The organism is Nonomuraea sp. NPDC048881, assembly GCF_040649795.1.
Taxonomy (GTDB): domain Bacteria; phylum Actinomycetota; class Actinomycetes; order Streptosporangiales; family Streptosporangiaceae; genus Nonomuraea.
The window spans coordinates 431,442-456,428 of the sequence record NZ_JBEZGC010000009.1 but is presented as its reverse complement, the minus strand read 5'-3'; the positions used below and the strand labels follow the sequence as shown (position 1 = coordinate 456,428).

The window sequence follows — 24,987 nt, the reverse complement described above, 5'->3', positions numbered from 1 at the left end:
TCGACGCGGAGGTAAACGACACACCATGGCTCTCGACCAATACCGCAGGCTCTTCCGGCTGCCCGGCGTCCGCACTCTGCTCCTGGTGGGGATGCTCGCGCGCGTCCCGGCCACCGCCATGGGAATGGCGCTCACCCTCCACGTGGTCTTCGGGTTGCGCCTCGGCTACGTCGAGGCCGGCGTGGTGACGATGGCCAGCACGGTCGGCATGGCCGTCGGCTCGCCGCTGTCGGGCCGGTTCGTCGACCGCCACGGGGTGCGTCCCGTGCTCGTCGTCACCACCCTGGCCCAGGCGGTGTTCTGGTCGTGCGCGTGGGCGCTGCCGCTGCCCGCCCTCGCCGTCGCGGCGGCCGTGGCGGGCCTGCTCAACCTGCCGGTGTTCAGCGTGACCAGGCAGTCGCTGGCCGCGCTGGTGCCGCCGGAGCAGCGGCGCACCGGGTTCACGCTCGACTCGATGCTGGTCGAGCTGTCGTACATGACCGGTCCCGCGCTCGCCGCGGCCGGCATCACCACGCTGGGCAGCACGACGACGCTGGCCCTCATCGGCGTCGGCATCACGGCCGCGGGCCTCGGGCTGATCGTGTTCAACCCGCCCACCCGGTCGGCCGTCGAGCTGGAGGAGCCGGTGGTGAAGGTGCCGCGGCGGCAGTGGCTCACGCCGGGCTTCGTCGCGCTGCTCGGCACCACGGCGGCGGCCACGTTCATCCTCACCGCGACCGAGCTCGGGCTGGTGGCCACCATCAACACCGCGGGCGAGACGCAGTGGGTGGGCCTCGCCGTGGCGATCTGGTGCCTCTACTCGCTGGTCGGGGGCTTCGTCTACGGCGGGCTGTCGCGCGGCTTCTCGCCCCTGGTGCTCATCGCGGGCATGGGCCTGCTGACCATCCCCGTGGGCCTGGCCGGCGCCGACTGGCGGTGGCTGATCCTGGCGATGCTGCCCGCCGGCCTGCTGTGCGCCCCGGCGCTGTCCTCCACCGTCGACGTGCTCAGCCGCTGGGTGCCCGCCGCGGCCAGGGGCGAGGCGATGGGCCTGCACGGCACGGCCCTGCTCATCGGCGGTGCCGCGTCCTCGCCGATCGCCGGGGCGATCATCGACGGCAGCGGGCCGACGTGGGCGTTCGTGGTGGCGGGGCTGGTCGGGGTGGTCATGGTGGTGGTCGCGCTGCCGCTGTGGCGGCGGCGTCCGCCGGCCGCCGCCACCCCGGTCGCGGGCCCGCCGCGCGACGCCAAGGAGCACGTGCTGCCTCCGGCGGCGACCAAGAGCTGATCCGGCGGTGGTTCCAGCCTGCCGGCCGTTCGGGCCGGGAGGCCTGTCAGCGGTGTCCGCAGGGCCTTGTGACGCCCTGTGCGGGGGGTGAACGGGGTTTCCCGTTTGTTTCCCCGTGCGCACTCCGCCCGTCAGGCGAAAGTTACGAAACGAGACCGTTGCGTATCGGAATACCTTGCGATACGGTGTCGTTGCGAAACTTGGTCGTATCGAAATTAAGGACGTTCTCATGGATCAGAACGCGGGGCATCCACGCAGGTGGGGCATCCTGGGAGTGCTGGTGTTCAGCCTCCTGGCGGTCGTGCTGGACAACACGATCCTCAACGTGGCGATGAAGACCATCGCCGACCCCCATGCCGGCTTGGGCGCGACGCAGGGCCAGCTGGAGTGGGCGATCAACTCCTACACGCTGGTGTTCGCCGGGCTGCTGTTCACCTTCGGCGTGATCGGCGACCGCACGGGCCGCAAGCGCATGTTGTTCATCGGCATGGCGCTGTTCGGCCTGGCCTCGCTGGCCAGCGCCTACTCCCAGGACCCGATGCAGCTGATCCTCGCCAGGGCGGCGATGGGCATCGGCGGCGCGGCGATCATGCCGGCCACGCTGGCGATCATCTCCAACGTGTTCCCGCCCGGCGAGCGTGGCAAGGCGATCGGCATCTGGGCCGGCGGCGTGGGGCTCGCGGTGGCGATCGGCCCGATCACCGGCGGCCTGCTCATCGAGCACTTCTGGTGGGGCTCGGTGTTCCTGATCAACGTGCCGATCGTGGTGATCAGCATGTTCCTCATCGCCGCCTTCGTGCCCGAGTCGCGTGACCCGAAGCCGTCCAGGCTCGACCCGGTGGGCGTGCTGCTGTCGATCATCGGTCTGGTCGCGCTGGTCTACGGCATCATCCGCGGCGGCGACCTGGGCACCCTGGCCAGCGCCGAGGTGATCGTCCCGACGGTGGCCGGCCTGCTCGTGCTGGGCGTGTTCGTGTGGTGGGAGCGTCGCATCGACAACCCGGTGTTCGACGTGCGCAACTTCAGCAACGTACGGTTCAGCTCGGCCATCGGCATGATGGGCCTGGTCTTCTTCGCGATGATGGGCGGGATGTTCTTCCTGACCTTCTACCTGCAGATCGTGCTGGGCTTCAGCCCGATCCAGGCGGGGGCCCTGATGATCCCGTTCGCCGCCGCGCAGCTCATCTTCGCGCCGCTCAGCCAGCGGGTGAACCAGCTCTTCGGCGCCAAGCTGTCGGCCACGGTCAGCATGCTCGTGGTGACCGCGGCGCTGGGCAGCTACGCGCTGATGGACGTCGACACGCCCGTGGTGCTGATCGAGATCATCTTCTTCGTCCAGGGTGCGGCGATGGCGAACATCATGCCGCCCGCGACCACCGCCATCATGGAGGCGCTGCCCAGGGAGAAGGCCGGTGTGGGCTCGGCCATGAGCAACACCGTCCGCCAGGTCGCCGGCGCGCTCGGCGTGGCCGTGCTCGGCTCGGTCCTGTCCAGCAGCTACCGCGGCGAGATCGCCTCGGCGCTCCCGGCCGGCGCCCCGCACGCCGCCGGTGAGTCGATCATGGCGACGATGGAGTTCGCCGGGAAGCTCGGCGAGCGCGGCCATGCGCTGATCAAGCCCGCCTTCGCCGCCTTCGTCGACGGCATGCACGTCACGGCGATGGTGTCGGCCGTGATCGGCCTGGTGGGCGTCGCGGTGGTGGCCAAGTGGATGCCGGGCAAGGCGCGCCCGGTCCAGCAGGCGGAACAGAAGGAACCAGCGGTAGTGTGAGGCCGCGATGACGATCCAGGATTCAGGGACTGCCCGCCCGGCGGGCCGTCCGCGCAGCGAGAAGGCCGAGAAGGCGATCATCGACGCGACCCTCGACCTGATCGGCGAGGGCATGGGGGTGTCGGAGCTGTCGATCGAGGCCATCGCGTCGCGGGCGGGCGTCGGCAAGACCACGATCTACCGGCGCTGGTCCAACAAGGAGGACCTGGTCGTCGACGCCCTGTCCACGCTGAAGGCGCCGCTCCCGCCGCTGTCCGGCATCTCCGTGCGCGACGACCTGATCGTCCTGCTCGACGCGATGCGCCGGGAGGCGGGCCAGGCCCGCACCCGGTGCGTGATGAACATCGCGATGAGCGAGGCCGATCGTTATCCCCGGCTGATGGAGCGCTTCGTGAAGCGGGCCGTCGAACCGCGCAGGGAGGCGCTGCGCTCGGTGGTCGAGCGCGGCGTCGCCACCGGCGAGCTCCGGCCCGACCTCGACGTCGACCTGGCGATGGCCCTGTTCTCCGGCACGATGATGTGGCAGTCGAAGTGGGGTCCGGCCGGCGACCTCCCGGCCGACCTGGCCGAACGGGTGGTCGACATGGTCCTGCTCGGACTGGCCGGAGACCGCGCCGAGCCCTGAACCGCCCTCACCCGTCACGGAGGCGCGTCCCTCGGGACGGCCTCCGTTCGTCGTTCCGGGGGCCTGTGCCCTACTGCCGCGCCATGCCCTGCGCCGCCTGCGTCGCCGGGCCGGGGGCGCTGGTCAGGGTGAAGGGCACGGTGGCGGCCACGCGGCCGTTGACGATGACGTCGAGCTCGCGCGGGCCGGGCGGCTCGTTGCGGGTGGTGACCGGGCGGAAGGAATGGCTCTTGCGCAGCGTGAACGCCGCCCCCTCGGCGGTGGCCGAGCGTTCGCCCAGGTGGAAGACGCGGCGCGAGCCCGCCCGGCGGACGGCGTACTTGAGCACCAGCGGGCCGGGCGCGCCCGCCGTGACCGTGACGGTGAAGGCCAGGCTGCCGCCGACGGCGACCGTGTCGGACTCCAGGGTGAGCGCCCGCGCCGAGCCGCTGCCCGGCGTGGCGCCCAGCAGCGCGAGCGCCTCGGGATGCCCGGACCGCAGCAGCCCGCGCACCGCGTGGCGGACGACCCGCTCGACGTGCGAGCCGCCGCCCGCCCGCCAGCGGGCCAGCACGGCGAGCGCCGCGTCGGGGTGGTCCTTGGCCAGGTCGTTGACGTGGTTGGCGACCGAGCGGCGGACGTATTCGCTCGGGTCGTCGCGCAGCAGGTCGAGCAGGGGCAGGGTGGGGCCGGGCGCCATCAGCCAGCCGACTCGCGGCGCCCACGGCAGGCGCGGCCGGGAGCCTTCGGAGGCCAGGCGGCGCAGGTGCTCGTCGGGGGACTCGGCCCAGCCGTACATGATCTTGAGGGCGTCGTCGCGGTGGCGGTCGAGGTAGGGGCGCACGGCGAACTCGCCCGTCGAGTACGGCGTGAGCGCCGCCAGCGTGGCCATCGCCGCCTCCAGGTGGCCGAGCCCGTGGACGGCGGTGTGGTCGGTGAGCGGCCAGCCGCTCCACAGGTCGAGCTCCCCCCGCGCGGCGCAGGCCCGCACCAGCTCGGCGGCGCGCGGGTAGGGCAGCGGGAGGGCGTCGTGGAGGGCCGCGGAGACGTGCCTGACGCGGCCCTTCAGCTCCAGCGGGCCGAGCCCGGCCAGGGCGTGCTCGGTGAACCGGGCGCGCGGGAACGACGGCCACACGGCGGCCATGCCGCCGGCCAGCACCGAGACGGACCGGGCGTTGATCAGGTCTTTGAGCGGTTGTGCCACGCGCCCACCCTGCCACGCACGACCGACAATCCGCCCGCCCCTCCGGAGTGGCGGGGGCGGGCGAGCCTGCCGGTCGTCTTGCCGAAGAAGGCGGGCGGAGCAGCCCGTCCTCTCGCGGGTGGACGAGAGCGGTGGGTCAGCCGGTCGTCTCCCGCCACCGGTTGGTGATGGGCAGACGGCGGTCGCGCCCGAAGTTCTTCGGCGTGATCTTCGGGCCCGGCGGGTACTGGCGGCGCTTGTACTCCGCCAGGTCCACCAGCCTGATCACCCGCGTGACCAGCGCCGGGTCGTGCCCGGCCGCGATGAGCTCCTGCGAGCCCATGTCCTTCTCCACGTAGTCGTCCAGCAGCCGGTCCAGCACCTCGTACGGCGGCAGCGAGTCGGTGTCGCGCTGGTCGGGACGCAGCTCGGCGCTGGGCTCCTTGGTGATCGAGTTCTCCGGGATCGGCTGCTCGACGGCCATCAGGAAGCCCTCGCAGGTGTGCGCGTTGCGCCACCTGGCCAGCTCCCACACCATCGTCTTCGGCACGTCCTTGATCGGGGCGAAGCCGCCGGCCGAGTCGCCGTAGAGGGTGGAGTAGCCGGTCGCCAGCTCGCTCTTGTTGCCGGTGGTGAGCACCAGGTGGCCGTGCTCGTTCGACAGGCCCATGAGGATCATGCCGCGCACCCTGGCCTGGAGGTTCTCCGCGGCCAGGCCCGACAGCTCGATCTCCTTCTCGAAGGCCGTGACGATCTCGGCGATCGGCGCGATCCTGGAGTTGATGCCCTGCCTGGCCACCAGGTCCTCGGCGTCTGCCAGCGAGTGGTCGGAGGAGTAGCGCGAGGGCATGAGCACGACGTGGACCCGGGACGGGCCGATCGCGTCGGAGGCGATGGCCGCCGTCAGGGCCGAGTCGATGCCGCCGGACAGGCCCAGGATGACCGACTGGAAGCCGTTCTTGGCCACGTAGTCGCGTACCGCGAGCACCAGGGCCGAGTACACCTCGGCGGCCAGGTCGAGCCGCTCGGCGACGGGGGCGGGTGCCGCCGGGTAGGGCGCCACGGGCTCCTGCGAGAGCACCCGGCGCTCCACGGTGATCGTGGTGCCGTCGAGGGCGTCGTGGGGGAACGTCCCCGGCTCGGCGTCGGCGACCGGCAGGTCGAGGTCCACGACCAGCAGCTCCTCACGGAACTGACCGGCCCGCGCGACCAGCTCGCCCGAGCCGTCCACGACGATCGAGTCGCCGTCGAAGACCAGCTCGTCCTGGCCGCCGACCTGGTTGACGTAGGCGAGCGCGCAGCCGGCCTCGCGCGCCCTGCGGGCGCACAGCTCCAGCCGTACGTCGTCCTTCTCCTTCTCGTAGGGGGAGGCGTTCGGCACCACCAGCAGCCCGGCGCCCGCCTGGCCGACGACGGACACCGGCCCGCCCTCCTGCCAGAGGTCCTCGCAGACCGCGATCGCCACGTCCACGCCGTGCAGCCGGAAGATCGGCAACCGGTCGCCGCGCACGAAGTAGCGGTACTCGTCGAACACGCCGTAGTTGGGCAGGTGGTGCTTGGCCGTGCGGGTGACGACCTCGCCCTTGTGCAGCAGCGCGGCCGCGTCCAGCGGCGCGCCCTTGGGCTGCCCCACGCGGGGGGCCAGGCCGGCGCGGTCGACGTAGCCGACGACCACGGGGAGGTCGCCCAGTCCCTCGCGGTCGAGCCTGCGCGCCACCTCCTCCAGGGTCCTGATGCTGGCGTCCACGAAGGACGTGCGCAGCACCAGGTCCTCGACGGGATAGCCGGTGAGGAACATCTCGGTGAAGACGACGAGGTGAGCGCCCCGCTCGGCGGCGTCACGGGTCCACGCGACCAGCCGCTCGGCGTTGGCGGCCAGGTCGCCGACGGTCGGGTTCGTCTGTGCCAGGGCTATGCGCAGTTGTGCCACATCATTAGCCTAGTACGACCCGATTTTTATCGTCAAAGCGACGAAAAGTGGCCCATGTCGCCAGGAGTGACCAATCCGGACTCGTAGGCCGCCATCACCAGCTGCGCCCGGTCGAACAGCCCCAGGTGGTCCAGCAGCGACTTCACCAGCGCCGACACCTCCTCCTCGGGCAGCGCGAGCGTCTGGCCGATCTGCCGGTTCGTCAGCCCGCGCGCGACGAGTTTGAGCACGTCGAGCCGGGCGTCGGAGAGCCCGGCCAGCGCCGGCGGCGAGGCCGGGTCGGTGCGGCCGGCGAACGCCGAGATCAGCCGGGTGGTGACCGCCGGGTCGATGAGCGCGTCCCCGACGGCGGCCGCCCTGATGGCGGCCAGGAACTGCTCGGGGGCCGAGGTCTTCAGCACGAAGCCGCTCACGCCCGCGCGCAGCGCCGCGTACAGGTTCTCGTCGCTGCCGAACGTCGTCATCATGACGACCTTGGGCGGGCGTTCCCCGGCCAGGATCCGGCGGGCGGCGGCCAGGCCGTCCAGGTGCGGCATCTGGATGTCGAGCAGCACGACGTCCGGCCGGTGCGCGCGCACGCCCGCGATGGCCTCCTCGCCGTTGGCGGCCTCGCCGGCCAGCGCGACGCCGTCCTCGCTGTCGAGCATGGCGCGCAGCCCCGCCCGTACGAGCGCCTGGTCGTCGGCCACCAGCACGCGCAGCACCCGCTCGTCGGCGGCCGCGGCCGGCGCGGCGGACGACGACGCCGGGGACGGCGCTGAGGACGGCGGGGGCGGCGGCTCCTCCAGTCGCTGGGCCAGCATGTCGGCCTCCAGCCGGCGCAGCCCGGCCGACAGGTCGAGCCCCAGCTCGTCCCGCCACACCGCGCGGGCCCGGCGCAGCGCGGCCAGCGCGTCGCCCTGGCGGCCCATCCGGTACAGCGCGAGGGCCAGCAGCCGCCACGCCTCCTCGCGCAGCGGATGGGCCGAGGCGTGCGCCTCCAGGTCGGCGACCAGGGAGGTGGCGCGGCCGAGCGCGAGACCGGCGTCGGCGCGCCGCTCGACCGCGATCAGCCGCAGCTCCTCCAGCCGGCCCGCCTCGGTCGCCGCCCAGGTCAGCTCGGCGAACTCGGCCAGCGCCGGCCCGCGCCACAACCCGAGCGCGCTCTCCATGGCCGCCCACACCTGCGGCGGCGGCCCCTCGGTCTTCACCAGGCCCTCGAACCGCCACGAGTCCACCTGCTCGGGCGCGGCGCGCAGCGCGTAGCCGGGCGCGGCCGAGACCAGCACCTCGGCCTCCTCGCGCGGCGCGCGGCCGGGCTCCAGCGCACGCCGCAGCCGGGAGACGTAGCCCTGGATGGTGGACAGGGCCTGCGCGGGCGGATCGCCCGGCCACAGCTCGTCGATGAGGGTGTGCACGGGCACGGCCCGGCCGCCCGCCACGAGCAGACGGGCGAGCACCGCCCGCTGCCGCTGGCCGCCGAGGTCGAGGGGGACGCCGTCGCTCCAGGCGTGGAACGGTCCCAGTGCGGTGAATGTCAGCATGTCAGGGGTAAGCGTAGAGGGAGAACACGTCCGGGGATATGGCGAATTGTCACAGGGGGAGTTCGGCGTGGACAACCGTGCCACCTTCCGGTCCCGCTCGTACGGCGCAGGTGCCCCCGAGCTCGGCGGCCCGTTCGCGCATCGAGCCCAGCCCGACGCCGGGCCGCGCGTCCGGCGGCAGGCCGATCCCGTCGTCGGCGACCGTGACGCGCAGCCGGTCGTCGCGGCGCAGCGCCACCGTGATCCGTGAGGCACTGGCGTGCTTGCGGGCGTTGGTGAGCGCCTCCTGCACGATGCGGTAGGCCGCGACCTCGACCGCGGCGGGCAGGCCGGTCAGCTCGCCCGACGTCTCGATCGGCGTCCCGGCCAGCTCCTCGATCGCGCCGGCCAGGCCCAGCTCGTCCAGGGCGGGCGGGCGCAGGCCGTAGACGAGCTGCCGGATGTCGCCGGTCACGGCGTCCATGCCGGCGCGCAGCCCGGCCAGCAGCCGGTCGGCCTGCTCGGGGGCGCTGTGCACGGTCAGCCGGGCGGCGTTGATCGACATGGCCATGCCGGTGAGCGACTGGCCGAGCCCGTCGTGCAGGTCGCGGCGCAGCCGCCGCCGTTCCTCCTCCCGCGCGGTCAGGATGCGCTCGCGCGAGCGCTGCAACGCCGCCGTCAGCCGTACGGCGTGCGCGGCGTCGGCGATGTACGGCGTGATCGTGGCGATCACCCGCTCGTCGTGGGCCGCGGGGAACCTGCGCCGGTCCGTCGGCCCGATCAGCAGCAGCCCGACCGGCTCCCCGTGCCACACCAGCGGGACCGTCCTGGCCGCCGCGCCCACCACGCCGGACGTGGTGACCGCGCCGTCGGCCTCGACCGCCACGCCGGTCACCGACAGGCCCTCGCGCAGCACGTCGAGCGTGGCCAGCAGGCCGTGCACCGGGTCGGTGTGCTGGAGCCGGTGCCGCAGCCGCCGGGCCAGCGTGCCGGGGACACCGGTGCTGCCGTACAGCAGGCGGTCCACGCCGCGTTGCAGGCCGCGGCGCATCGGCTGGAAGAACGCCCCGGCGAACAGGGCCGCCGGGATCCCGGCGATCCGGTCCACCTCCGACAGGAACAGGCTGAGCGCCGCGCTGACCGCCACGTACACGAGGGTGATCACCATGGCCAGGCCGGTGCCCACCAGCGCCCTGCTGATCAGCGTGTCGATGCCGAACAGCCGGTAGCGCAGCACCGCCACGGCGATGGCCGCCGGGATCAGCGGAATGGCCAGCGAGGCCACCCACCAGACGTCCGCGCCGAGCATCCAGGGCACCAGCAGGCCCGGCAGGGCCACCAGCAGCCACAGGAGCTGCCGCCGCTCGACCGCGTCGCCGCGCCGGAAGCGCACGACCAGCGAGGCGAAGGCCAGCACCATGCTCGCCGAGAGCGTGCCGTGCCCGGCCTCGCGCAGCTCCGGCCGGTCGGTCAGCAGCCCGGCCCAGTCCAGCGCCTGCCCGGCCACCGCCAGCGCGATCACCGCCCGCCAGCGCCGCGACAGCAGCCTGCCCACCGGGTACAGCAGCGGCAGCAGGACGCCGAGGGTCAGCTCGCAGACGTTCCAGGTCAGGTTGACGACCGGCCAGCGCGGCCCCGGCCGTCCGTCGAGCAGCTGGTAGAGGTTGGCCGACAGGATGTTGGCCGCGGCGCTCGCCCCGCCCAGGCACAGCAGCCAGCCGATGACCAGCCGCGGCCTGCTGTGCACGAGGATCGCGCCGAACACCGGGAAGGCCGTGCCCGCCATGTCCTCCGGCGCGAACGGCAGCGGCGTGTACGGCGACGGCGGCAGCTGGGCGGTCACCCAGATGTCGGCCAGCTCCAGCACGACGGCGAACGTGGCGATCCCGATCGCGACGCGGGGAGTGGCCAGCCTCGTCACCGCCCGGCGCGCCCAGACTGCGTGGCGCATCCCACCATTTCCTTCCGTGATCGGCAGGAAATTATCGGGACGAAGCCAACATCCGATCAAAATTCTCTCAACGGCGGCGGATTCCGTGGGGCGCCGCCCCGGACCTCAGGCCGGCGTCAGCGCCGCCGGATCGCCGGGCCGAGGGCCAGCATGCCGGCCGCCGAGACCAGCGCGACGCCGCCCACGGCGAACCACAGCGTCTTCGGCCCGGCCGCGAGCAGCGGGCCGCCCATCAGCGGCGCCAGCACCGAGGCCAGCGACCAGGCGAAGCCGAACAGCCCCGAGTACCGCCCCCGCAGGTGCTCGGGGGCCAGCGCGGCCACGATCGTCCCGGAGATGCCCGCGGTGATGATCTCGCCGACGGTCCACACCGCGATCGTGACGGCCAGCCAGAACGTCGTGGTGACGAAGGCCGTCAGCGCGAACCCGGCCCCCATGACCGCCAGCCCGAGCGCGAACGTGCGGGAGGGGTCCCTGCGCCCGAGCCAGCCGGAGACCAGCGGCTGGACGACGACGATCAGCACCCCGTTCAGCGCCATGGCCAGGCCGAACTGCCCCGGCGTCAGCTTCACCACCGACGTCATCGCGACCGGCAGCATGGTCACGGTCTGCAGGTAGACCAGCGCGTTGCCGAGCACGACCAGCGTGAAGGCCACCATCAGCCGGTCGCGCAGCACGACGCCGAACCCGCCGGACGACTCGCGCGCCGCCGGCCGGGTCTCCGGCACCGCCCGCCACACGAGCGCGGCGAAGACCAGGCACGAGACCGCGTCGATCCAGAACAACCAGGCGAACCCGACGCTGGCCAGCCAGCCGCCGGCCGTCATGCCGACCGCGTAACCCAGGTTGATCGCCCAGAACAGCAACCCGTACGCGCGGGCCCGCTCCGACGGCGACACCAGGTCGGCCACCAGGGCGCTGGACGCCGGCCGGTAGATGTCGATCACCAGCCCGAGCACGAACATGGAGGCGACGATCGCCGGCAGCGAGGTGCTGTAACCGAGCGCCAGCATGGTGGCCGCGGTGGCCAGCATGCCGCCCGCCAGCGTGACCCGGCGTCCGATCCGGTCGGTGAGCACGCCGGCGAGGATCTGCGACAGCAGCGAGCCCGCGCCGTAGACGCCCATGACCAGGCCCACGGCGGTCACCGACATGCCGCGGGAGTGGGTCAGGTACACGCCGGTGAACGGCATGACCAGGGTGCCCAGGCGGTTGACGAGGGTGCCGCTCCACAGGGCCCAGAAAGGCCGCGGCAGTCCGCCGATCTGGGAACGGAGGAAGGAAGGCTTCTCAACAGCGGTGCTAGACACGGACCAAGGGTCAGGTCTGGACGGCCGAGGCGCCATCGATTTAGTGCACACTAAAACCATGGCCGTCACCTGGGACCTCAAGCCGGAGGACGTCGCGCGCATCCGGTTCGCGTTCTCGCCCATGTGGGAGCTGGTCGCGAGTCTGCGCACCCTTCAGGACCCCTCCAGGCAGTCGATCCACCTGCCCTGGGTCAAGGCCGTGCGCCCCCGGCTGGCCGGGCTCGACCTCGACGAGCTGTTCGCGCTGGTGCCGCCGACCGGCTACCTGGCCGACTTCATCACCCCGCCCCCGCAGACGCCGCTGCCCGACTTCGCCGCCGAGCTGGAGCAGGTCCGCGGCACGCCGCCGGAACGCGCCCGCACGGAGGCCGCGACCATCGCGGGCACCGACCGGGCGCTGCTCGACCGGTTCATGGCGGACCCGGCGGCCGGCGTGGCGCGGGTGGCGGGGGCACTGGAGACGTACTGGCGGGCCTGCTTCGAGGAGTTCTGGCCGCGCGTCTACGGGCTGCTCGAACGCGACGTGCTGCGCCGCTCCCGCCAGCTCGCCCAGGGCGGGGCCAGGGAGCTGTTCGCCGGGCTCGGCCCCGCCGTGGAGTGGACGGGGGAGCGGCTGCTCATCGACCGGCCCTGGTGCCACGCGGGCGGCCTGCACGGCGACGGGCTGCTGCTGGTGCCGAGCGCGTTCTACTGGCCGTCGGTGGCCGTGATGTCGGCTCCGTACCAGTCGATGCTCGTCTATCCGGTGCTCGGCGTCGGCACGCTGTGGGAGCAGGGGCCGCCGCCCGCCCCCGGCGCGCTGGCCGCGCTCATCGGCCGCAGCCGGGCGCAGATCCTGCTCGCGCTGGCCGAGCCGAGCACCACCTCGGCGCTGGCCGCCCGGATGTCGCTCACCCCGGGCGCGGTCAGCCAGCACCTCGGGGTGCTCAGCGACGGCGGGCTGGCGGTGGGCCTGCGCCTCGGCAAGCAGGTCGTCTACCGCCGGACGGCGGCCGGCGACATGCTCGCCGGCGCCGCCCCCTGACCGGCTCCCCTCCGGGGGGTCAGGCGTACCGGGACGACTCCAGCAGCCAGTCCAGGTGGGCGCGCGGCGCGGCCAGGTAGGCGCAGGCGACCTTGCTGACGTCCCTGGCCGCCTTGGGCGGCAGGTCGTCGAGCGGCAGCCGCCTGGCCGCCCGGTTCATGTCCTGGCAGCGCCCGGCGATCCGGTCGAGCACCCACGCGACGGCCTCGCGCTCGCCCAGCCCGAGCTGCCGCACCGCCAGCACGACCAGGTTGTGCACGTCGCCGCGCTCCTTGGGCCGCGAGGCCACGTCGTTGCACCAGGCCGTGACGTCGCTGCAGGCCTCCACCAGCTCCCGCCACGGGTCGCACTGGACCACCCAGGCCGGCACCTCGACCCGCAGGCACGGCTCCACCAGGTCGTACAGGTAGGGGCCCACGGTGCCCCTGCGCAGGGCCGGGTACTCCTCCAGCGTCGGCATGCGCCCGGCCGCCCGGTTGTCGGCCTCGGTGCGGCACGCGTCGGCCTGGCGGCGCAGGTTGACCGCGAAGCGGGCCCGCCACTGGTCGCTCATCCGCGCGCTGGTCACCCGCCACAGGTCGGCGAAGGCGGCCTCCAGCGGGTGCCGGGCCGCGCCCTTGAGCATGCCGCCGAAGATGTCCAGCGGGCACGACCCCTCGTCCAGCTCGTCGTCGAGGTGGAACAGCCAGGTCAGCCACTGGGCGAACAGCGCCGCCGCGGCCGCGTCGAACTCGGCGAACGCGCGCCCGGCCATCCGGTGGAAGCCCACCCCGGCGTCGGCGCGCAGGCCCGTCCGCCTGGCCCAGTCGATGACCGCGGCCTCGATGGCGTACACGGCCGGGTGCATCCGGCAGGGCGCAGCCATCGCCGGCACCCGCTCGACGAGCGGCAGCAGCGCCAGCGCGGGCGAGCCGCCCTTGCGCGGCAGCGGCAACATCGGCTTCCAGTGCAGGACCGAGCGGAGTGCGGTGCGCACCGTGGCGAACACGGTGGTGCTCACGGCCGTGTTCACAGCGGACCGTAAAGCCAGTTGCCCGCGGCGTTCGGGTCTGAGCTGCGGTAGTAGTCCTCGGCCGCGCGGATCAGCTCCTCGACGGTGAGCGCGCCTCTGCCCTCCCGGTCGAGCCGGTCGAACGCCGCGTCCACGTCGTCGTAGGCGGTGCCGAACGCGCTGAGCATCGTCCGGAACTCGCCCGGCCGGATCAGGCCGTCGCCGTCGCCGTCGCAGAGCTGGGCCACCGCCACCGTCGCCGGCCGGAACACCGGCTCGTACCGGTCGCCGGTGACGAACGCCGCCGTCATCCCGCCGCGGAAGTCCGTGCGCGCGATGCCGGAGTCGCCGTCGCGGTCGAGCGCCCGCGACAACGTCGACCAGATGCCGTCGAAGCTGCCGACGAGCCGGTTGCCGGTGACCGAGGTGGGGGACTCCCCGAAACCCACCAGCAGGCGTGCGCCCAGCCCCAGCAGGTCCTCCCGTTCGACGACGCCGTTGCCGTTCGCGTCGATGTGGTCGAACGCCCGATCGAGCTTGTGATTGAGCAGGTCGATAGCCACCAATGCCTCCCCCGAGACTAACTGCGTGATCACAGTAGATCTGGGCGGCCCCTTTGTCAGTGAGGCTCGCACCGGCACCCCCCGTAACGTGTGCGAAACACGGGCACGGCATGCTGATATCAAGACCCGCACCGTCTTCAACGAGGGGACGCCTTGGACCGCCAGCAGGAGTTCGTGCTCCGCACGCTAGAGGAACGCGACATCCGGTTCATCCGGCTCTGGTTCACCGACGTCCTCGGCTTCCTCAAGTCCGTCGCGATCGCGCCCGCCGAGCTGGAAGGCGCCTTCGCCGAGGGCATCGGCTTCGACGGCTCGGCGATCGAGGGCTTCGCCCGCGTCTACGAGTCCGACATGCTGGCCAAGCCCGACCCCTCGACGTTCCAGATCCTGCCCTGGCGCAGCGAGACGCCGGGCGCGGCGCGCATCTTCTGCGACATCCTGATGCCCGACGGCACCCCGTCGCACGCCGACCCGCGCTGGGTGCTCAAGCGCACCCTCGCCAAGTGCGCCGACATGGGCTTCACCTTCTACACCCACCCCGAGATCGAGTTCTTCCTGCTGAAGAACCGTCCCGAGGCCGGGCAGCGGCCCGAGCCGATCGACTCCGGCGGCTACTTCGACCACACGCCCCACAGCTCCGGCCACGACTTCCGGCGCCAGGCGATCATGATGCTGGAGTCGATGGGCATCTCCGTCGAGTTCAGCCACCACGAGGGCGCCCCCGGCCAGCAGGAGATCGACCTGCGCTACGCCGACGCGCTCACCACGGCCGACAACATCATGACGTTCCGGCTGATCATGAAGGAGGTCGCCCTGGAGCAGGGCATCTGGGCCTCGTTCATGCCCAAGCCGTTCACCGAGCACCCCGGCTCGGGCATGCACACGCACATGTCGCTGTTCGAGGGCGACCGCAACGCCTTCCACGAGGCGGGCACCGACTACCGGCTGTCGAAGATCGGCCGCTCGTTCATCGCGGGCCTGCTGCGGCACGCCGCCGAGATCACCGCCATCACCAACCAGTGGGTCAACTCCTACAAGCGGCTGTGGGGCGGCGCCGAGGCCATCGCGGGGCAGGGCGGCGAGGCGCCCTCCTACGTGTGCTGGGGGCACAACAACCGCTCGGCGCTGGTCCGGGTGCCCATGTACAAGCCGCACAAGGGCGGCTCGACCCGCATCGAGTTCCGCTCCCTCGACTCGGCGTGCAACCCGTACCTGGCCTTCGCGCTGGTGCTGGCCGCCGGGCTCAAGGGCATCGAGGAGGGCTACGAGCTGCCGCCGGCGGCCGAGGACAATGTCTGGACCCTGACCAGCGCCGAGCGCCGGGCGCTGGGCATCCAGCCGCTGCCCGGCTCGCTCGACGAGGCCATCGCCGTCATGGAGCGCAGCGAGCTGGTGGCCGAGACGCTGGGCGAGCACGTCTTCGACTTCTTCCTGCGCAACAAGCGGGCCGAGTGGCGCGAGTACCGCCGTACGGTCACCGAGTTCGAGCTGGGCCGCTACCTGCCGGTGTTGTGAGGCCGTGCGGGGGAGACCCGCCCGGTTCAGCCCTTGAACTCGCGCACCTCGACCGGCAGCACGCCCACGGCGCGGGCGAGTCGGCGTCCCCACTCCAGCGCGGCGTCCAGGTCGGGGGCCCGGATGACGGTGAACCCGCCGACGTGCTCCTTGCCCTCGGTGTAGGGGCCGTCGGTGGTGAACGGCTCGTCCGCGCGCATCCGGATCACCGACGCCTGCTCGGCCGGGGCCAGGCCGCCGGAGAAGACCCACACGCCGGCCGCGCGCATCTCCGTCTCGACCGCGCCGATGTCGCGCATGATCGGCTCCAGGACCGCGGGCTCGGGCGGCGGGCCGTCGGGCTCGAACAGGGTGAGCAGGTACTGCTTCATGGGGCGTGGTCCTTCCTCGTGCGTCCGCATCCCCCGGACGCCGTCAGTCGGCGGGGGCGCGGTCGGCGCTGTCGAAGACGATGTGCGTCAGCAGGTCGGCCTCGGCGCGGGTGAGCACGTGCGCGCTGACGGCCGGGGCCGGGTCGCCGCCGGTCACCCGCGCCAGCAGGCTCTCCCAGCGGCGGCGGTGGCGGGCGAACGTGCGGGGCGCGACCACCCGGCCCCTGGCGTGCTGCCCGGCGACCGCCGCCTCCGGCGGCGCGTCGAGCAGCAGCAGGTGGAAGCTCGCCCGCTGCCTGCGGGCCAGCCAGGCGAACCCCTTCAGCACGTACGTGGCGCAGCCCCGGTTGTGCGCGAGGACCGCCCGACCGCCGGCCAGCGCCCGGCTGATGCGGCTCAGGTGGGTGGCGAACACCACGGCGCGGCGCACCGGACGGGGGGCCCAGAGGATCCGGCCGTCCCAGCGCAGGCGGGACTGCCCCGAGTCGATCACCACGACCGCGTCGGCGGCGACGGGCGCGCTCTCGGCGCCGTGGAGGCCGTAGAGGCGGCGCAGCAGCGTGGTCTTGCCGGCGCCGGGCAGCCCGGTCAGCACGACCAGCGACCCGGGCGGAAAGCGTAACGTCGCCCGCTGCACAGACCCACCCCGCCCGATCGGATTCGCTTCGACCCCTGTTCGCGCCAGCATAGGGCGCGGGGGCGGGCGGCGGGCGGGCCCGGCCGCCGGAACGGTCCGACGGGATTCACCGGGAATGGGCCCGGGGCGGGGAAATCACGGGATAAGGTACTGCCGACGCCTTGATCGGTCTCACCCCGGATACAGATGCGGCTCCGGGTTGGGGCCGATTTTCGTTGTTCCTCACCCCCGAGTCACATCCGTGCCATCGACGGCGCCGACCCTGGGAGGGGACGGCCGGGGGCGGCCGGGGAAGTTTCGGCCACGCCTGTGGCGTTATGGCATGAGTCGGCCGTCGCTCAGGGACCCCCAGCATCGTGGTAATCCGGGAGTCCAGTAAAATCGGCCTACTCTTTACGATATTTCCGGACTTCTCGCCTTCTGGGGCGATATTGGAGGGTGTGGCATGACGACGGCTGCCCTGCAGACCGTGTTGACCGTTCCCGAGCGTTTCCGGGGCCCGGTGGGAGTCGCCAACGGCGGCTGGATCGCGGGCACCATGGCAGAGGCGCTGAACGGCGGCCGATCAGCGGTCGAGGTCACGCTGCACGCGCCCACGCCCCTGGAGACCGAGCTCCGCCTGGAGCACGTCGCCAACAGCGTCTCGCTGTCCGACGGCGACAAGGTCCTGGTCGAGGCCATCCCCGTCGCCGAGACCCTGACCGGGCCCGGGTTCGTGCCGTTCACCGACGCCGCCCGCGCCGAGGCCGGGTTCGTCGGCCTGAAGGCCCACCCGTTCGCCGAGTGCTTCGCCTGCGGCCTGCGCGAGCCGGGCGACGGCCTACGCATCTTCCCCGGCCCGGTGGAGGGCTCCGACCTGGTCGCCGCCGGCTGGCGGGTGCCGTTCACGGTGAGCGGCGAGGACGGCGTGCCCGCCTCGATCGTGGGCGCGGTGCTCGACTGCATCACCGGCTGGGCGCACTTCGGCCCCGGCGAGTCGGCCCTGCTCGGCCGCCTGGTCGTGCAGATCAACGGCCCGGTGCTGCCGGGTGGCCGCTACTCCGTCGTGGCCCGTCCGACCGGCCGCGACGGCCGCAAGATGTACGGCGAGAGCGGCATCTACGAGGACGACGGCACCCTGGTGGCCGCCGCCCGCGCCACGTGGATCGCTCCACGCTGACCTGCCTCTGCGAACGGCCCCCGAGCTCGGCTCGGGGGCCTTTCTCATGCCCCGATGATCCGTTCCAGGACGGTCGTCACCGGCTGCTCGTCGAACAGGATCGTGTAGTGGTTGCAGTCGGGCACGACCTCGTCGCGCAGGCCGGGCACGCGGGCGGTCCAGGTGCGGGCGACCTCGTCGGGGAGCATGCCGATGTCCTGGTTCAGCAGGCCGCGCGGGGCCCTGAGCAGGTAGGTGGGAGCCTTGATCGCGGCCAGCGCGGCGCCGATCTCGGCGGTCTCGGTGCGCATCCAGCGCCCGTCCGCCATCACGGCCTCGCCGACCGCCCGCGAGCGCAGCGCGCCCTCGGGGCCGTCGAGGTCGTAGCGCACGTACGCCTCCACGTCGGGGCTCCAGCGGCCGACGAAGGCCGGGTGGGCCTTGAAGAAGTCCACGTACTCCTCCGGCGAGGCGAACGTCCGGCGCAACCGGGCCAGCGCGGGGCCGAGCGTGGCCGCCAGCGCGGCGTCGGGGTCCTCGCCCTCGGGCAGGGGGAGGGGGAGGCCGCCGTCCACCAGGACGACCCGGTCGAAGTCGCGCCGGGCCCCGGCCAGCACGGCCACGTACGCGCCCATCGAATGGCCGGCCAGCACCGCGTCCGGGCCCGCGCCGACGTGCTCGGCGACGCGCAGGACGTCCTCGGCGTGCCGGGGCAGCCCGTACGGGCCGGGCAGGGAGGCGCTGTGACCACGGCCGCGCAGGTCCATCGCGATCAGCGACCACTCCTCGGGCAGCCGCCGTCCGACCGCGCCCCAGGCCATCAGCGAGGCGCTGATGCCGTGGACCGCGATGACCTTGCGGGGGCCGGTGCCGAACGTGGCGACGCGGAGCCCGTCCACTTCGTCGAATCTCATAGCCGGATCTTAGGGACGCCGTCCGGGGCCGGGAGTCACCGGCCGTCGCGCGGGCACTTCGCACAGCGGGCGTAAGGGCGTTTTCACCAAAAAATGCGGATAAATTACCCGATATGCGCATCACCGTGATCGAGCACGAGGCCGGCGCCGGGCTCGGCCACCTGGCGGACTGGCTGGGCCTGACCTGCGACGTCGTACGGCCGTACCGGGGCGAGCCGGTGCCGGAGCGGGCCGCCGACGGCCTGATCGTGCTCGGCGGCGCCGCGGCCGCCTGGGAGGACGAGCGCAGCCCCTGGCAGCCCGCCACCCGCGCCCTGCTGCGCCGCGCCGTGGCGGAGGGCACGCCCACGCTCGGCATCTGCCTCGGCGCCCAGCTTCTCACCATGGCGCTCGGCGGCACGGTCGAGCGCGGCGGGAACGGCCTGGAGGTGGGGGCGTGCGAGGTCGTCGCGCTGCCCGCCGCCGCCTCCGACCGGCTGCTGTCCGGCGTCCCGGCCCGGGCCACCGCCATCCAGTACCACCAGGACGCCATGACGCGGCTGCCGCAGGGCGCGGTGCCGCTGATGACCGGGGCCCAGTACCCGAACCAGGCCTACCGGGTCGGCGAGCGCGCCTGGGCGGTGCAGTTCCACCCCGAGGCCACCCCGGAGATCTTCACCTCCTGGACGGCGGAGTCGGACCTGGCGGCGGCCGAGGACCTGAACGCCGCCGTCAAGGCCGCCGAGCCCGCCCTGGTCGCGACCTGGCGCCCGGTCGCGGAGGCGTTCGCCCAGGTCGTCAGAGCCTCCCGCCCGGTCTGACAGCCCAGCCCGGGCGGCCAGGAGCCAGACGCCGGCGCGGGTCAGAACCAGCGGTCGTGGCCGAGGCCGTCCGTGGCCGAGGGGTCGGCGGCCCGCTCGCGGCGGCGGGTGAGCAGGTGGGCGATCGCGTGCACGCCCCCCACCGTCAGCGGCAGCGCCGCGAGCCCGAACGCGGCCGACCGCCCCGGCGCCGCCACCACCCCCGCCCGCCGCAACCGCCGCCACGCCCACGCCGAGAACGGGATCACCACCAGCGGCGCCGTCGCCACCCCCGGCGTGTACCCCCGCGTGGCGGCCGCCTGCGCCAGGTGGACGACCCCGTGCAGCCCGAACCCGGCCAGCACCGCCTGAAACACCGGGCTGCGCCCGCCGCTGCGCGCCCCCAGCGCCGAGGCCCCCGCCACCACGCCGCCCATCAGCCCGATCGCCACGTTCACCCGCGCCTGCGACACCTCCAGCCGCTCCCACGGCACCCCCGGGTACAGCCGCTCCAGCCGGGGACGGGCCCGCCGCGCCCATCCCGCCATGGTCGCCAGCTCCTCGGCGTCGTGCACGGCCCAGGCCGCCAGCAGTCCCCAGGTCACCGCCGCGGGCATCCGGCTCATGTCGTCCCCCTCCTCAGCAAAACACAACGCTACGTTGCGTTGTACTCTACGGCTTCCCGGAAGCCACCTGTCAAGATGAGCAGGTGCCCAGGATCGAATCGACCGCCGCACGCCTGGCCAAGCTCGGCTTCGCCGACGGTGCCAGAGCCGCCCAGCTGCTCGACCGCACCCCGGCCGACCTCGACGACCTCCTGGAGTTCCTGGTCGCCGTGGCCGATCCCGACCTGGCCCTGGTCTCGCTGACCCGCCTGGCCGAGCGCGAGCCGGCCGTCCTGACCGCCGTGCGCGAGGACGAGCGGCTCAGGGCGCGCCTGTTCGCCGTGCTCGGCGTCAGCGCCGCGCTCGGCGAGCACCTGGTCCGCCATCCCGGGCAGACGGCCCTGCTGGCCGAGCCCGAGCTGGGCGAGGCGCGTGCCGCGCTGCTGCGAGCCGTCGGCGCCGAGCCCGGCGAGCCCGAGCCGCGCGCCGGCGACCCCGACCCGCTGGTGGCGCTGCGGGTGGCCTACCGGGGCCGGCTCATGCATCTGGCCGCCCGCGACCTCACCGGGCAGGCCACGCTCCCGGAGGTCATGGCCGAGCTGTCCGACCTGGCCGGCGCGGCGCTGGAGGCCGCCCTGGCGATCGCCCGCGCCGAGGTCGACGACTCCGAGGCGCGCCTGGCCGTCATCGGCATGGGCAAGTGCGGCGCGCGCGAGCTCAACTACATCAGCGACGTCGACGTGATCTTCGTCGCCGAGCCGCGCGAGGGCGCCGACGAGACCAAGGCGCTGCGGTCGGCGACCCGGTTGGCCCAGGCCATGATGCGGGCCTGCACGGCGGCCACTCAGGAGGGCTCGCTGTGGGAGGTCGACGCCGGCCTGCGCCCCGAGGGGCGGTCCGGCCCGCTGGTCCGCACCCTGGCCAGCCACCTGGCCTACTACCGCCGCTGGGCCAAGACCTGGGAGTTCCAGGCGCTGCTCAAGGCCCGTCCGGTGGCGGGCGACCAGGAGCTCGGCGAGTCCTACGTCCAGGCGGTCAACGACCTGGTCTGGACGGCCGCCACCCGCGAGCACTTCGTCGAGGACGTCCAGGCCATGCGCCGCCGCGTCGAGTCGCACGTGCGCGCTGAGGGGGAGCGGCAGCTCAAGCTGGGGCCCGGCGGGCTGCGCGACATCGAGTTCGCCGTCCAGCTCCTGCAACTCGTGCACGGCAGGCTCGACCCGCTGCTGCGCCGCCGGGCCACCCTCCCGGCCCTGGCCGCCCTCTCCCGCGGCGGCTACGTCGGCCGCGACGACTCGCGCGGGCTCGCCGAGGCGTACTCGTTCCTGCGCCAGGTCGAGCACCTGTTGCAGCTCCACCGGCTGCGGCGGACCCACCTGCTGCCCACCGACGAGGCCGACCTGCGCAGGCTCGGCCGCGCCCTCGGCATGCAGGCCGACCCGGTGGGGGAGTTCACCGCCCGGTGGCGCCGGCACGCCATGGAGGCGCGGCGGCTGCACGAGAAGCTGTTCTACCGGCCGCTGCTCCAGGCGGTGGCCCGGCTGCCGGAGTCGGAGGCGCGGCTGTCCACGGCCGCGGCGGCGGCCCGGCTGGAGGCGCTCGGCTACGTCGATCCCAACGGCGCCCTGCGGCACATCGCCGCGCTGACGACGGGCGTGTCCAGGCGCGCGGCCATCCAGCGCACGCTGCTGCCCGTCATGCTCGGCTGGTTCGCCGACACGCCCGACCCCGACGCGGCGCTGCTCGGCTTCCGCCAGGTCAGCGACAAGCTCGGCAGCACCCCCTGGTACCTGCGGCTGCTGCGCGACGAGACGGCGGTGGCCGCCCGCATGGCACGGGTGCTCGGCACCGGCCGTTACGCCACCGGACTGCTCATGCACGCCCCCGACGCGGTCGCGATGCTCGGCTCCGACGCGGAGCTGGCCGTGCGCCCGCCCGAGTCGCTGCGCGGCGAGGCGTCGGCCGCGGTGTCCCGGCACGCCGGCGACCCGGAGACCGCGGTGGCGGCCGTGCGCGGGCTGCGCCGCAGGGAGCTGTTCCGCACGGCCGTCGCCGACATCTCGGGGCTCCTCGACGTCGAGGCCGTCGGCACGGCCCTGTCGTCGCTCACCGACGTGACCCTGCAGGCCGCGCTCGACGCCGCGCTGGCCAAGGCCCCCGACGTGACCAGGTTCGCGGTCATCGCCATGGGCCGGCTCGGCGGCATGGAGTGCTCGTACGCCAGCGACGCCGACGTGATGTTCGTGCACTCGCCGCTGCCCGGCGTGGAGGAGCGGGAGGCCACCGACGCCGCCTTCGCCGTGGCCAACGAGCTGCGCCGGCTGCTGTCGCTGCCCGCGCCCGACCCGCCGCTGCTCATCGACCCCGACCTGCGCCCCGAGGGCCGTCAGGGGCCGCTGGTGCGCACGCTGGCCTCCTACCGGGCCTACTACGCCCGCTGGTCGTCGCCGTGGGAGGCGCAGGCGCTGCTGCGCGCCCGCTTCTCGGCCGGCGACGCCTCGCTCGGCGCCGCGTTCACGTCCGTGATCGACGAGCTGCGCTACCCGGCCGGGGGGCTGCGCGAGGACGCGATCAGGGAGATCAGGCGGCTCAAGGCGCGCATGGAGGCCGAGCGGCTGCCGCGCGGCGCCGACCCCGCCCTGCACACCAAGCTCGGCCCCGGCGGGCTCTCGGACGTGGAGTGGGTGGCCCAGCTGCTCCAGCTCTGCCACGCGGGCGAAGTGCCGGCCCTGCGCACCACCCGTACCATCGGGGCGCTGCGCGCGGCGGCGGCCGAGGGGCTGCTGGACCCGGCCGACGAGCGCGTGCTGGCCGAGGCGTGGCGGTTCGCCTCCCGGGTCCGCGACGCGATCATGCTGGTCAGAGGCAGGCCGGGGGACAGCGTGCCGGCCGAGGCGGGGGAGCGCCGGCTCATCGCCCGTACGCTCGGCTACCCGCCGGACGGCTCGGAGGACTTCCTCGACGACTACCGCCGCGTCACCCGCCGCGCCCGCCAGGTCGTCGAGCGCGTCTTCTACGGGGGTTGATCCCGGTCCGGGGCCGGGTGTATCAAGGCGCAGGTGTTATCCGTTTACGTGGACCTGGCCCTCGGCCTGGTGGTGTCGTTCCTGCTGCTCTCACTGCTGGTGAGCGGGGTCAACGAGGCGTTCGTGCGCCTGCTCGCGATCCGCAGCAAGTTCCTGTGGGCCTACCTCAGGGACACCCTCGACGGCGCCGACGCGCAGGGCAGGTCGTGGCTGCCCGCCAAGGTGCGCGACGTGTTCGCCGCGCTGCCGTTCACCCGTGATCCCCGGCCGGTCCACAGCGACCAGCCAGCCCCCGCCGAGCCCGGCACGCTGCCGGTCGCCGAGCCCAAGGCGCAGGACGCCATGGTCAGGCTGCTGTACGAACGCGTCCAGGAGATCGACCACCCGACGAAGGGCCGGACGAGCATCGCCAACATCCCGCCGGGGCGCTTCGCCGTCGCCCTGATGGAGATGGCGGCCGCCGAGCCCGAGGGCGTCGAGGGCTTCCTGGCCAAGCTCAAGGAGATGGGCAGCCCCCTGTACGGCCACCTGCGCGGCGTCTGGGAGACCGCGCAGCGCGACCTCGACCGGTTCAGGCAGGGCGTCGAGACCTGGTTCGACGGCGAGATGGAACGCCTGTCGATGTTGTACAAGCGCTACGTCAAGTGGGTGGTGGCCGTCCTCGGCCTCCTGGTCACGCTGCTGTTCACCATGGACGGCCTTGAGTACGGCAAGACGCTGCTGCGCGACAACGCCTTCCGCGCCTCGGTGACCGCCGTGGCCGAGGCGGGCCCGGCGGCCTACGACGAGCTCAAGGCCCGGTGCGGCGGGTCCGACCCCGTGCCGTGCATCACCGAGACGCTCAGCGAGCCCGCGATGGTCCAGATGCTCCAGCACGCGCTGGTCAGCATCGCCATCCCGGCCGAGGGCGACCCCACGCTGCACTGGAACGGCGCCGCCTGGTGGAGCCGGCTCACCACCCCCAGCCACTGGCCCGGCTACCTGCTGACGTACGTGGCCCTGCTGTTCGGCGCCCCCTTCTGGTGGGACGTGTTCCGCCGCATCACCGGCATCAAGGCCCGGCGCAAGGACCAGTGAGCAGGCCGCCGGATCAGGCGCTCATGGCGTACAGCACGTCGCGCAGCGACTCCTCGCGCCCGCGCAGCCAGACCAGGCGCAGGGCCAGCGCGGGCGCCCGGCAGTCCAGCGCGACCAACGCGCCGGAGCCGAGGTCGGCGCCCAGCGCGAAGTCCGGCAGCAGGGCCTGCCCGAAGCCCTGCCTGGCCCACTCGCGGGCGGTGGCGATGCTGGTCAGCTCCCTGCGCGGCACGTCCGGGCCGAACGCCTGGTCGGCCGCGAGCCGGATCGAGCAGCCGGGCGGGCTCACCAGCAGCGGCTCCCGCTCGCCGTCCGGCGCGGCGACCAGCGACAGCGCGACCTCGCCGACGTCGAGGAAGTCCATGCCGGGCGGCGGGGTGAACCCGAGGCCGCCGATCCGCGGGCCGAGGTCGAGCAGGAGCGCCGCGTCCAGGTCGCCGGAGGCCACCTGGGCCAGCAGGTCCTGCCGCATCAGGGAGCGCACGTCCACGTCCAGGTCGGGGCGGCGTTCGGACAGGCGGCGCAGCACGGCCGGCAGCCGGGCGGCGGCCAGCATCTCCAGCGCGCCGACGCGCACCCGGCGGCGCCGGCCGGTGACCGCGCGGCGCACCTCCTCGGCGTGGTCGAGCAGGCCCTGCGCGCGGCCGAGCAGCGCGGCGCCGGCCTCGGTCAGCCGCATGCCCTGCGGCGTGCGCTCGAACAGCGGCACGCCGAGGCTGCCCTCCAGCCTGCGCACCTGCTCCGACACCGACGCCGGGGCCAGGCCGAGCGCGTTCGCCGCGCCGGTGACGGTGCCCGCCCCCGCGACGGCGACAAAAACCCTCAACTG

At 73.5% G+C, this 24,987-nt stretch carries 21 protein-coding genes; 9 read left to right on the top strand and 12 right to left on the bottom strand.

Going from position 1 to position 24,987, the window contains the following annotated elements:
- Nucleotides 1–25: 25 nt before the first annotated feature.
- The 3 genes from AB0C33_RS31755 (at nucleotide 26) to AB0C33_RS31745 (ending at nucleotide 3,663) form a co-directional block, all read left to right on the top strand.
- Entirely contained in the window at nucleotides 26–1,267 is a 1,242-nt protein-coding gene (locus AB0C33_RS31755; RefSeq protein ID WP_358294237.1) for an MFS transporter, read from the top strand.
- Nucleotides 1,268–1,496: 229 nt separating this feature from the next.
- Nucleotides 1,497–3,038 carry an MFS transporter gene (locus tag AB0C33_RS31750; protein ID WP_358294236.1) on the top strand — a complete coding sequence of 514 codons (1,542 nt, stop codon included), beginning with the start codon at nucleotides 1,497–1,499 and terminating at the stop codon, nucleotides 3,036–3,038.
- 7 nt (nucleotides 3,039–3,045) lie between these two features.
- Nucleotides 3,046–3,663, top strand: coding sequence for a TetR/AcrR family transcriptional regulator (locus AB0C33_RS31745; protein ID WP_358294234.1), 618 nt, complete (start codon nucleotides 3,046–3,048; stop codon nucleotides 3,661–3,663).
- Nucleotides 3,664–3,733: 70 nt separating this feature from the next.
- Here the strand turns inward: AB0C33_RS31745 and AB0C33_RS31740 are convergent, their stop codons facing one another.
- The 5 genes from AB0C33_RS31740 to AB0C33_RS31720 all read right to left on the bottom strand — a co-directional run bounded on the left by AB0C33_RS31740 (nucleotide 3,734) and on the right by AB0C33_RS31720 (nucleotide 11,518).
- Nucleotides 3,734–4,846, bottom strand: coding sequence for a DNA alkylation repair protein (locus AB0C33_RS31740; RefSeq protein WP_358294233.1), 1,113 nt, complete (start codon nucleotides 4,844–4,846; stop codon nucleotides 3,734–3,736).
- A 136-nt stretch (nucleotides 4,847–4,982) separates the two neighbouring features.
- On the bottom strand, nucleotides 4,983–6,755 hold the full coding sequence (locus AB0C33_RS31735; RefSeq protein WP_358294231.1) for an NAD+ synthase: 1,773 nt from the start codon (nucleotides 6,753–6,755) through the stop codon (nucleotides 4,983–4,985).
- A 32-nt stretch (nucleotides 6,756–6,787) separates the two neighbouring features.
- Nucleotides 6,788–8,278 carry a BTAD domain-containing putative transcriptional regulator gene (locus AB0C33_RS31730; RefSeq protein WP_358294229.1) on the bottom strand — a complete coding sequence of 497 codons (1,491 nt, stop codon included), beginning with the start codon at nucleotides 8,276–8,278 and terminating at the stop codon, nucleotides 6,788–6,790.
- Nucleotides 8,279–8,327: 49 nt separating this feature from the next.
- Nucleotides 8,328–10,208: an ATP-binding protein gene (locus tag AB0C33_RS31725; RefSeq protein ID WP_358294227.1), complete on the bottom strand. Its 1,881-nt coding sequence runs from the start codon at nucleotides 10,206–10,208 to the stop codon at nucleotides 8,328–8,330.
- A gap of 116 nt (nucleotides 10,209–10,324) precedes the next feature.
- Nucleotides 10,325–11,518, bottom strand: a complete 1,194-nt coding sequence (locus tag AB0C33_RS31720; protein WP_358294225.1) for an MFS transporter — start codon at nucleotides 11,516–11,518, stop codon at nucleotides 10,325–10,327.
- A 58-nt stretch (nucleotides 11,519–11,576) separates the two neighbouring features.
- On the opposite strand from AB0C33_RS31720, the gene AB0C33_RS31715 reads away from it, so the two are divergent.
- Nucleotides 11,577–12,542, top strand: coding sequence for a DUF5937 family protein (locus tag AB0C33_RS31715; RefSeq protein WP_358294223.1), 966 nt, complete (start codon nucleotides 11,577–11,579; stop codon nucleotides 12,540–12,542).
- A 19-nt stretch (nucleotides 12,543–12,561) separates the two neighbouring features.
- On the opposite strand, the gene AB0C33_RS31710 is transcribed toward AB0C33_RS31715, so the two are convergent.
- Together AB0C33_RS31710 and AB0C33_RS31705 are read right to left on the bottom strand one after the other, a co-directional pair.
- Nucleotides 12,562–13,542, bottom strand: coding sequence for a terpene synthase family protein (locus AB0C33_RS31710; protein WP_358294221.1), 981 nt, complete (start codon nucleotides 13,540–13,542; stop codon nucleotides 12,562–12,564).
- 8 nt (nucleotides 13,543–13,550) lie between these two features.
- Nucleotides 13,551–14,096, bottom strand: a complete 546-nt coding sequence (locus tag AB0C33_RS31705; protein WP_358294219.1) for an EF-hand domain-containing protein — start codon at nucleotides 14,094–14,096, stop codon at nucleotides 13,551–13,553.
- 153 nt (nucleotides 14,097–14,249) lie between these two features.
- Between AB0C33_RS31705 and glnA the strand changes: the two genes are divergently transcribed.
- Nucleotides 14,250–15,611 (top strand): type I glutamate--ammonia ligase, encoded by a 1,362-nt coding sequence (gene glnA, locus AB0C33_RS31700; RefSeq protein WP_352353441.1) that lies wholly within the window; start codon nucleotides 14,250–14,252, stop codon nucleotides 15,609–15,611.
- 26 nt (nucleotides 15,612–15,637) lie between these two features.
- On the opposite strand, the gene AB0C33_RS31695 is transcribed toward glnA, so the two are convergent.
- Nucleotides 15,638–15,982: a YciI family protein gene (locus AB0C33_RS31695; protein WP_358294217.1), complete on the bottom strand. Its 345-nt coding sequence runs from the start codon at nucleotides 15,980–15,982 to the stop codon at nucleotides 15,638–15,640.
- Between the two features lie 43 nt (nucleotides 15,983–16,025).
- Complete coding sequence (locus AB0C33_RS31690; RefSeq protein WP_358294215.1) at nucleotides 16,026–16,619, bottom strand: ABC transporter ATP-binding protein; 594 nt, start codon at nucleotides 16,617–16,619, stop codon at nucleotides 16,026–16,028.
- 445 nt (nucleotides 16,620–17,064) lie between these two features.
- Here AB0C33_RS31690 and AB0C33_RS31685 point away from each other — a divergent pair, with 445 nt between their 5' ends.
- On the top strand, nucleotides 17,065–17,778 hold the full coding sequence (locus AB0C33_RS31685) for a hotdog fold domain-containing protein (protein ID WP_358294213.1): 714 nt from the start codon (nucleotides 17,065–17,067) through the stop codon (nucleotides 17,776–17,778).
- A gap of 44 nt (nucleotides 17,779–17,822) precedes the next feature.
- Here AB0C33_RS31685 and AB0C33_RS31680 read toward each other — a convergent pair whose 3' ends face one another.
- Nucleotides 17,823–18,671, bottom strand: a complete 849-nt coding sequence (locus tag AB0C33_RS31680; RefSeq protein WP_358294212.1) for an alpha/beta hydrolase — start codon at nucleotides 18,669–18,671, stop codon at nucleotides 17,823–17,825.
- 113 nt (nucleotides 18,672–18,784) lie between these two features.
- On the opposite strand from AB0C33_RS31680, the gene AB0C33_RS31675 reads away from it, so the two are divergent.
- Nucleotides 18,785–19,471, top strand: coding sequence for a type 1 glutamine amidotransferase (locus AB0C33_RS31675; RefSeq protein ID WP_358294211.1), 687 nt, complete (start codon nucleotides 18,785–18,787; stop codon nucleotides 19,469–19,471).
- Between the two features lie 41 nt (nucleotides 19,472–19,512).
- On the opposite strand, the gene AB0C33_RS31670 is transcribed toward AB0C33_RS31675, so the two are convergent.
- A complete protein-coding gene (locus AB0C33_RS31670; RefSeq protein WP_358294209.1) occupies nucleotides 19,513–20,076 on the bottom strand; it encodes an HXXEE domain-containing protein in 564 nt (187 codons plus the stop codon).
- Between the two features lie 83 nt (nucleotides 20,077–20,159).
- On the opposite strand from AB0C33_RS31670, the gene AB0C33_RS31665 reads away from it, so the two are divergent.
- Both AB0C33_RS31665 and AB0C33_RS31660 read left to right on the top strand, forming a co-directional pair.
- Nucleotides 20,160–23,081, top strand: coding sequence for a bifunctional [glutamine synthetase] adenylyltransferase/[glutamine synthetase]-adenylyl-L-tyrosine phosphorylase (locus tag AB0C33_RS31665; protein ID WP_358294207.1), 2,922 nt, complete (start codon nucleotides 20,160–20,162; stop codon nucleotides 23,079–23,081).
- 33 nt (nucleotides 23,082–23,114) lie between these two features.
- Complete coding sequence (locus AB0C33_RS31660; protein ID WP_358294206.1) at nucleotides 23,115–24,158, top strand: hypothetical protein; 1,044 nt, start codon at nucleotides 23,115–23,117, stop codon at nucleotides 24,156–24,158.
- Nucleotides 24,159–24,171: 13 nt separating this feature from the next.
- Here the strand turns inward: AB0C33_RS31660 and AB0C33_RS31655 are convergent, their stop codons facing one another.
- Complete coding sequence (locus tag AB0C33_RS31655; RefSeq protein ID WP_358294205.1) at nucleotides 24,172–24,984, bottom strand: LysR family transcriptional regulator; 813 nt, start codon at nucleotides 24,982–24,984, stop codon at nucleotides 24,172–24,174.
- Between the last annotated feature and the right edge of the window lie 3 nt (nucleotides 24,985–24,987).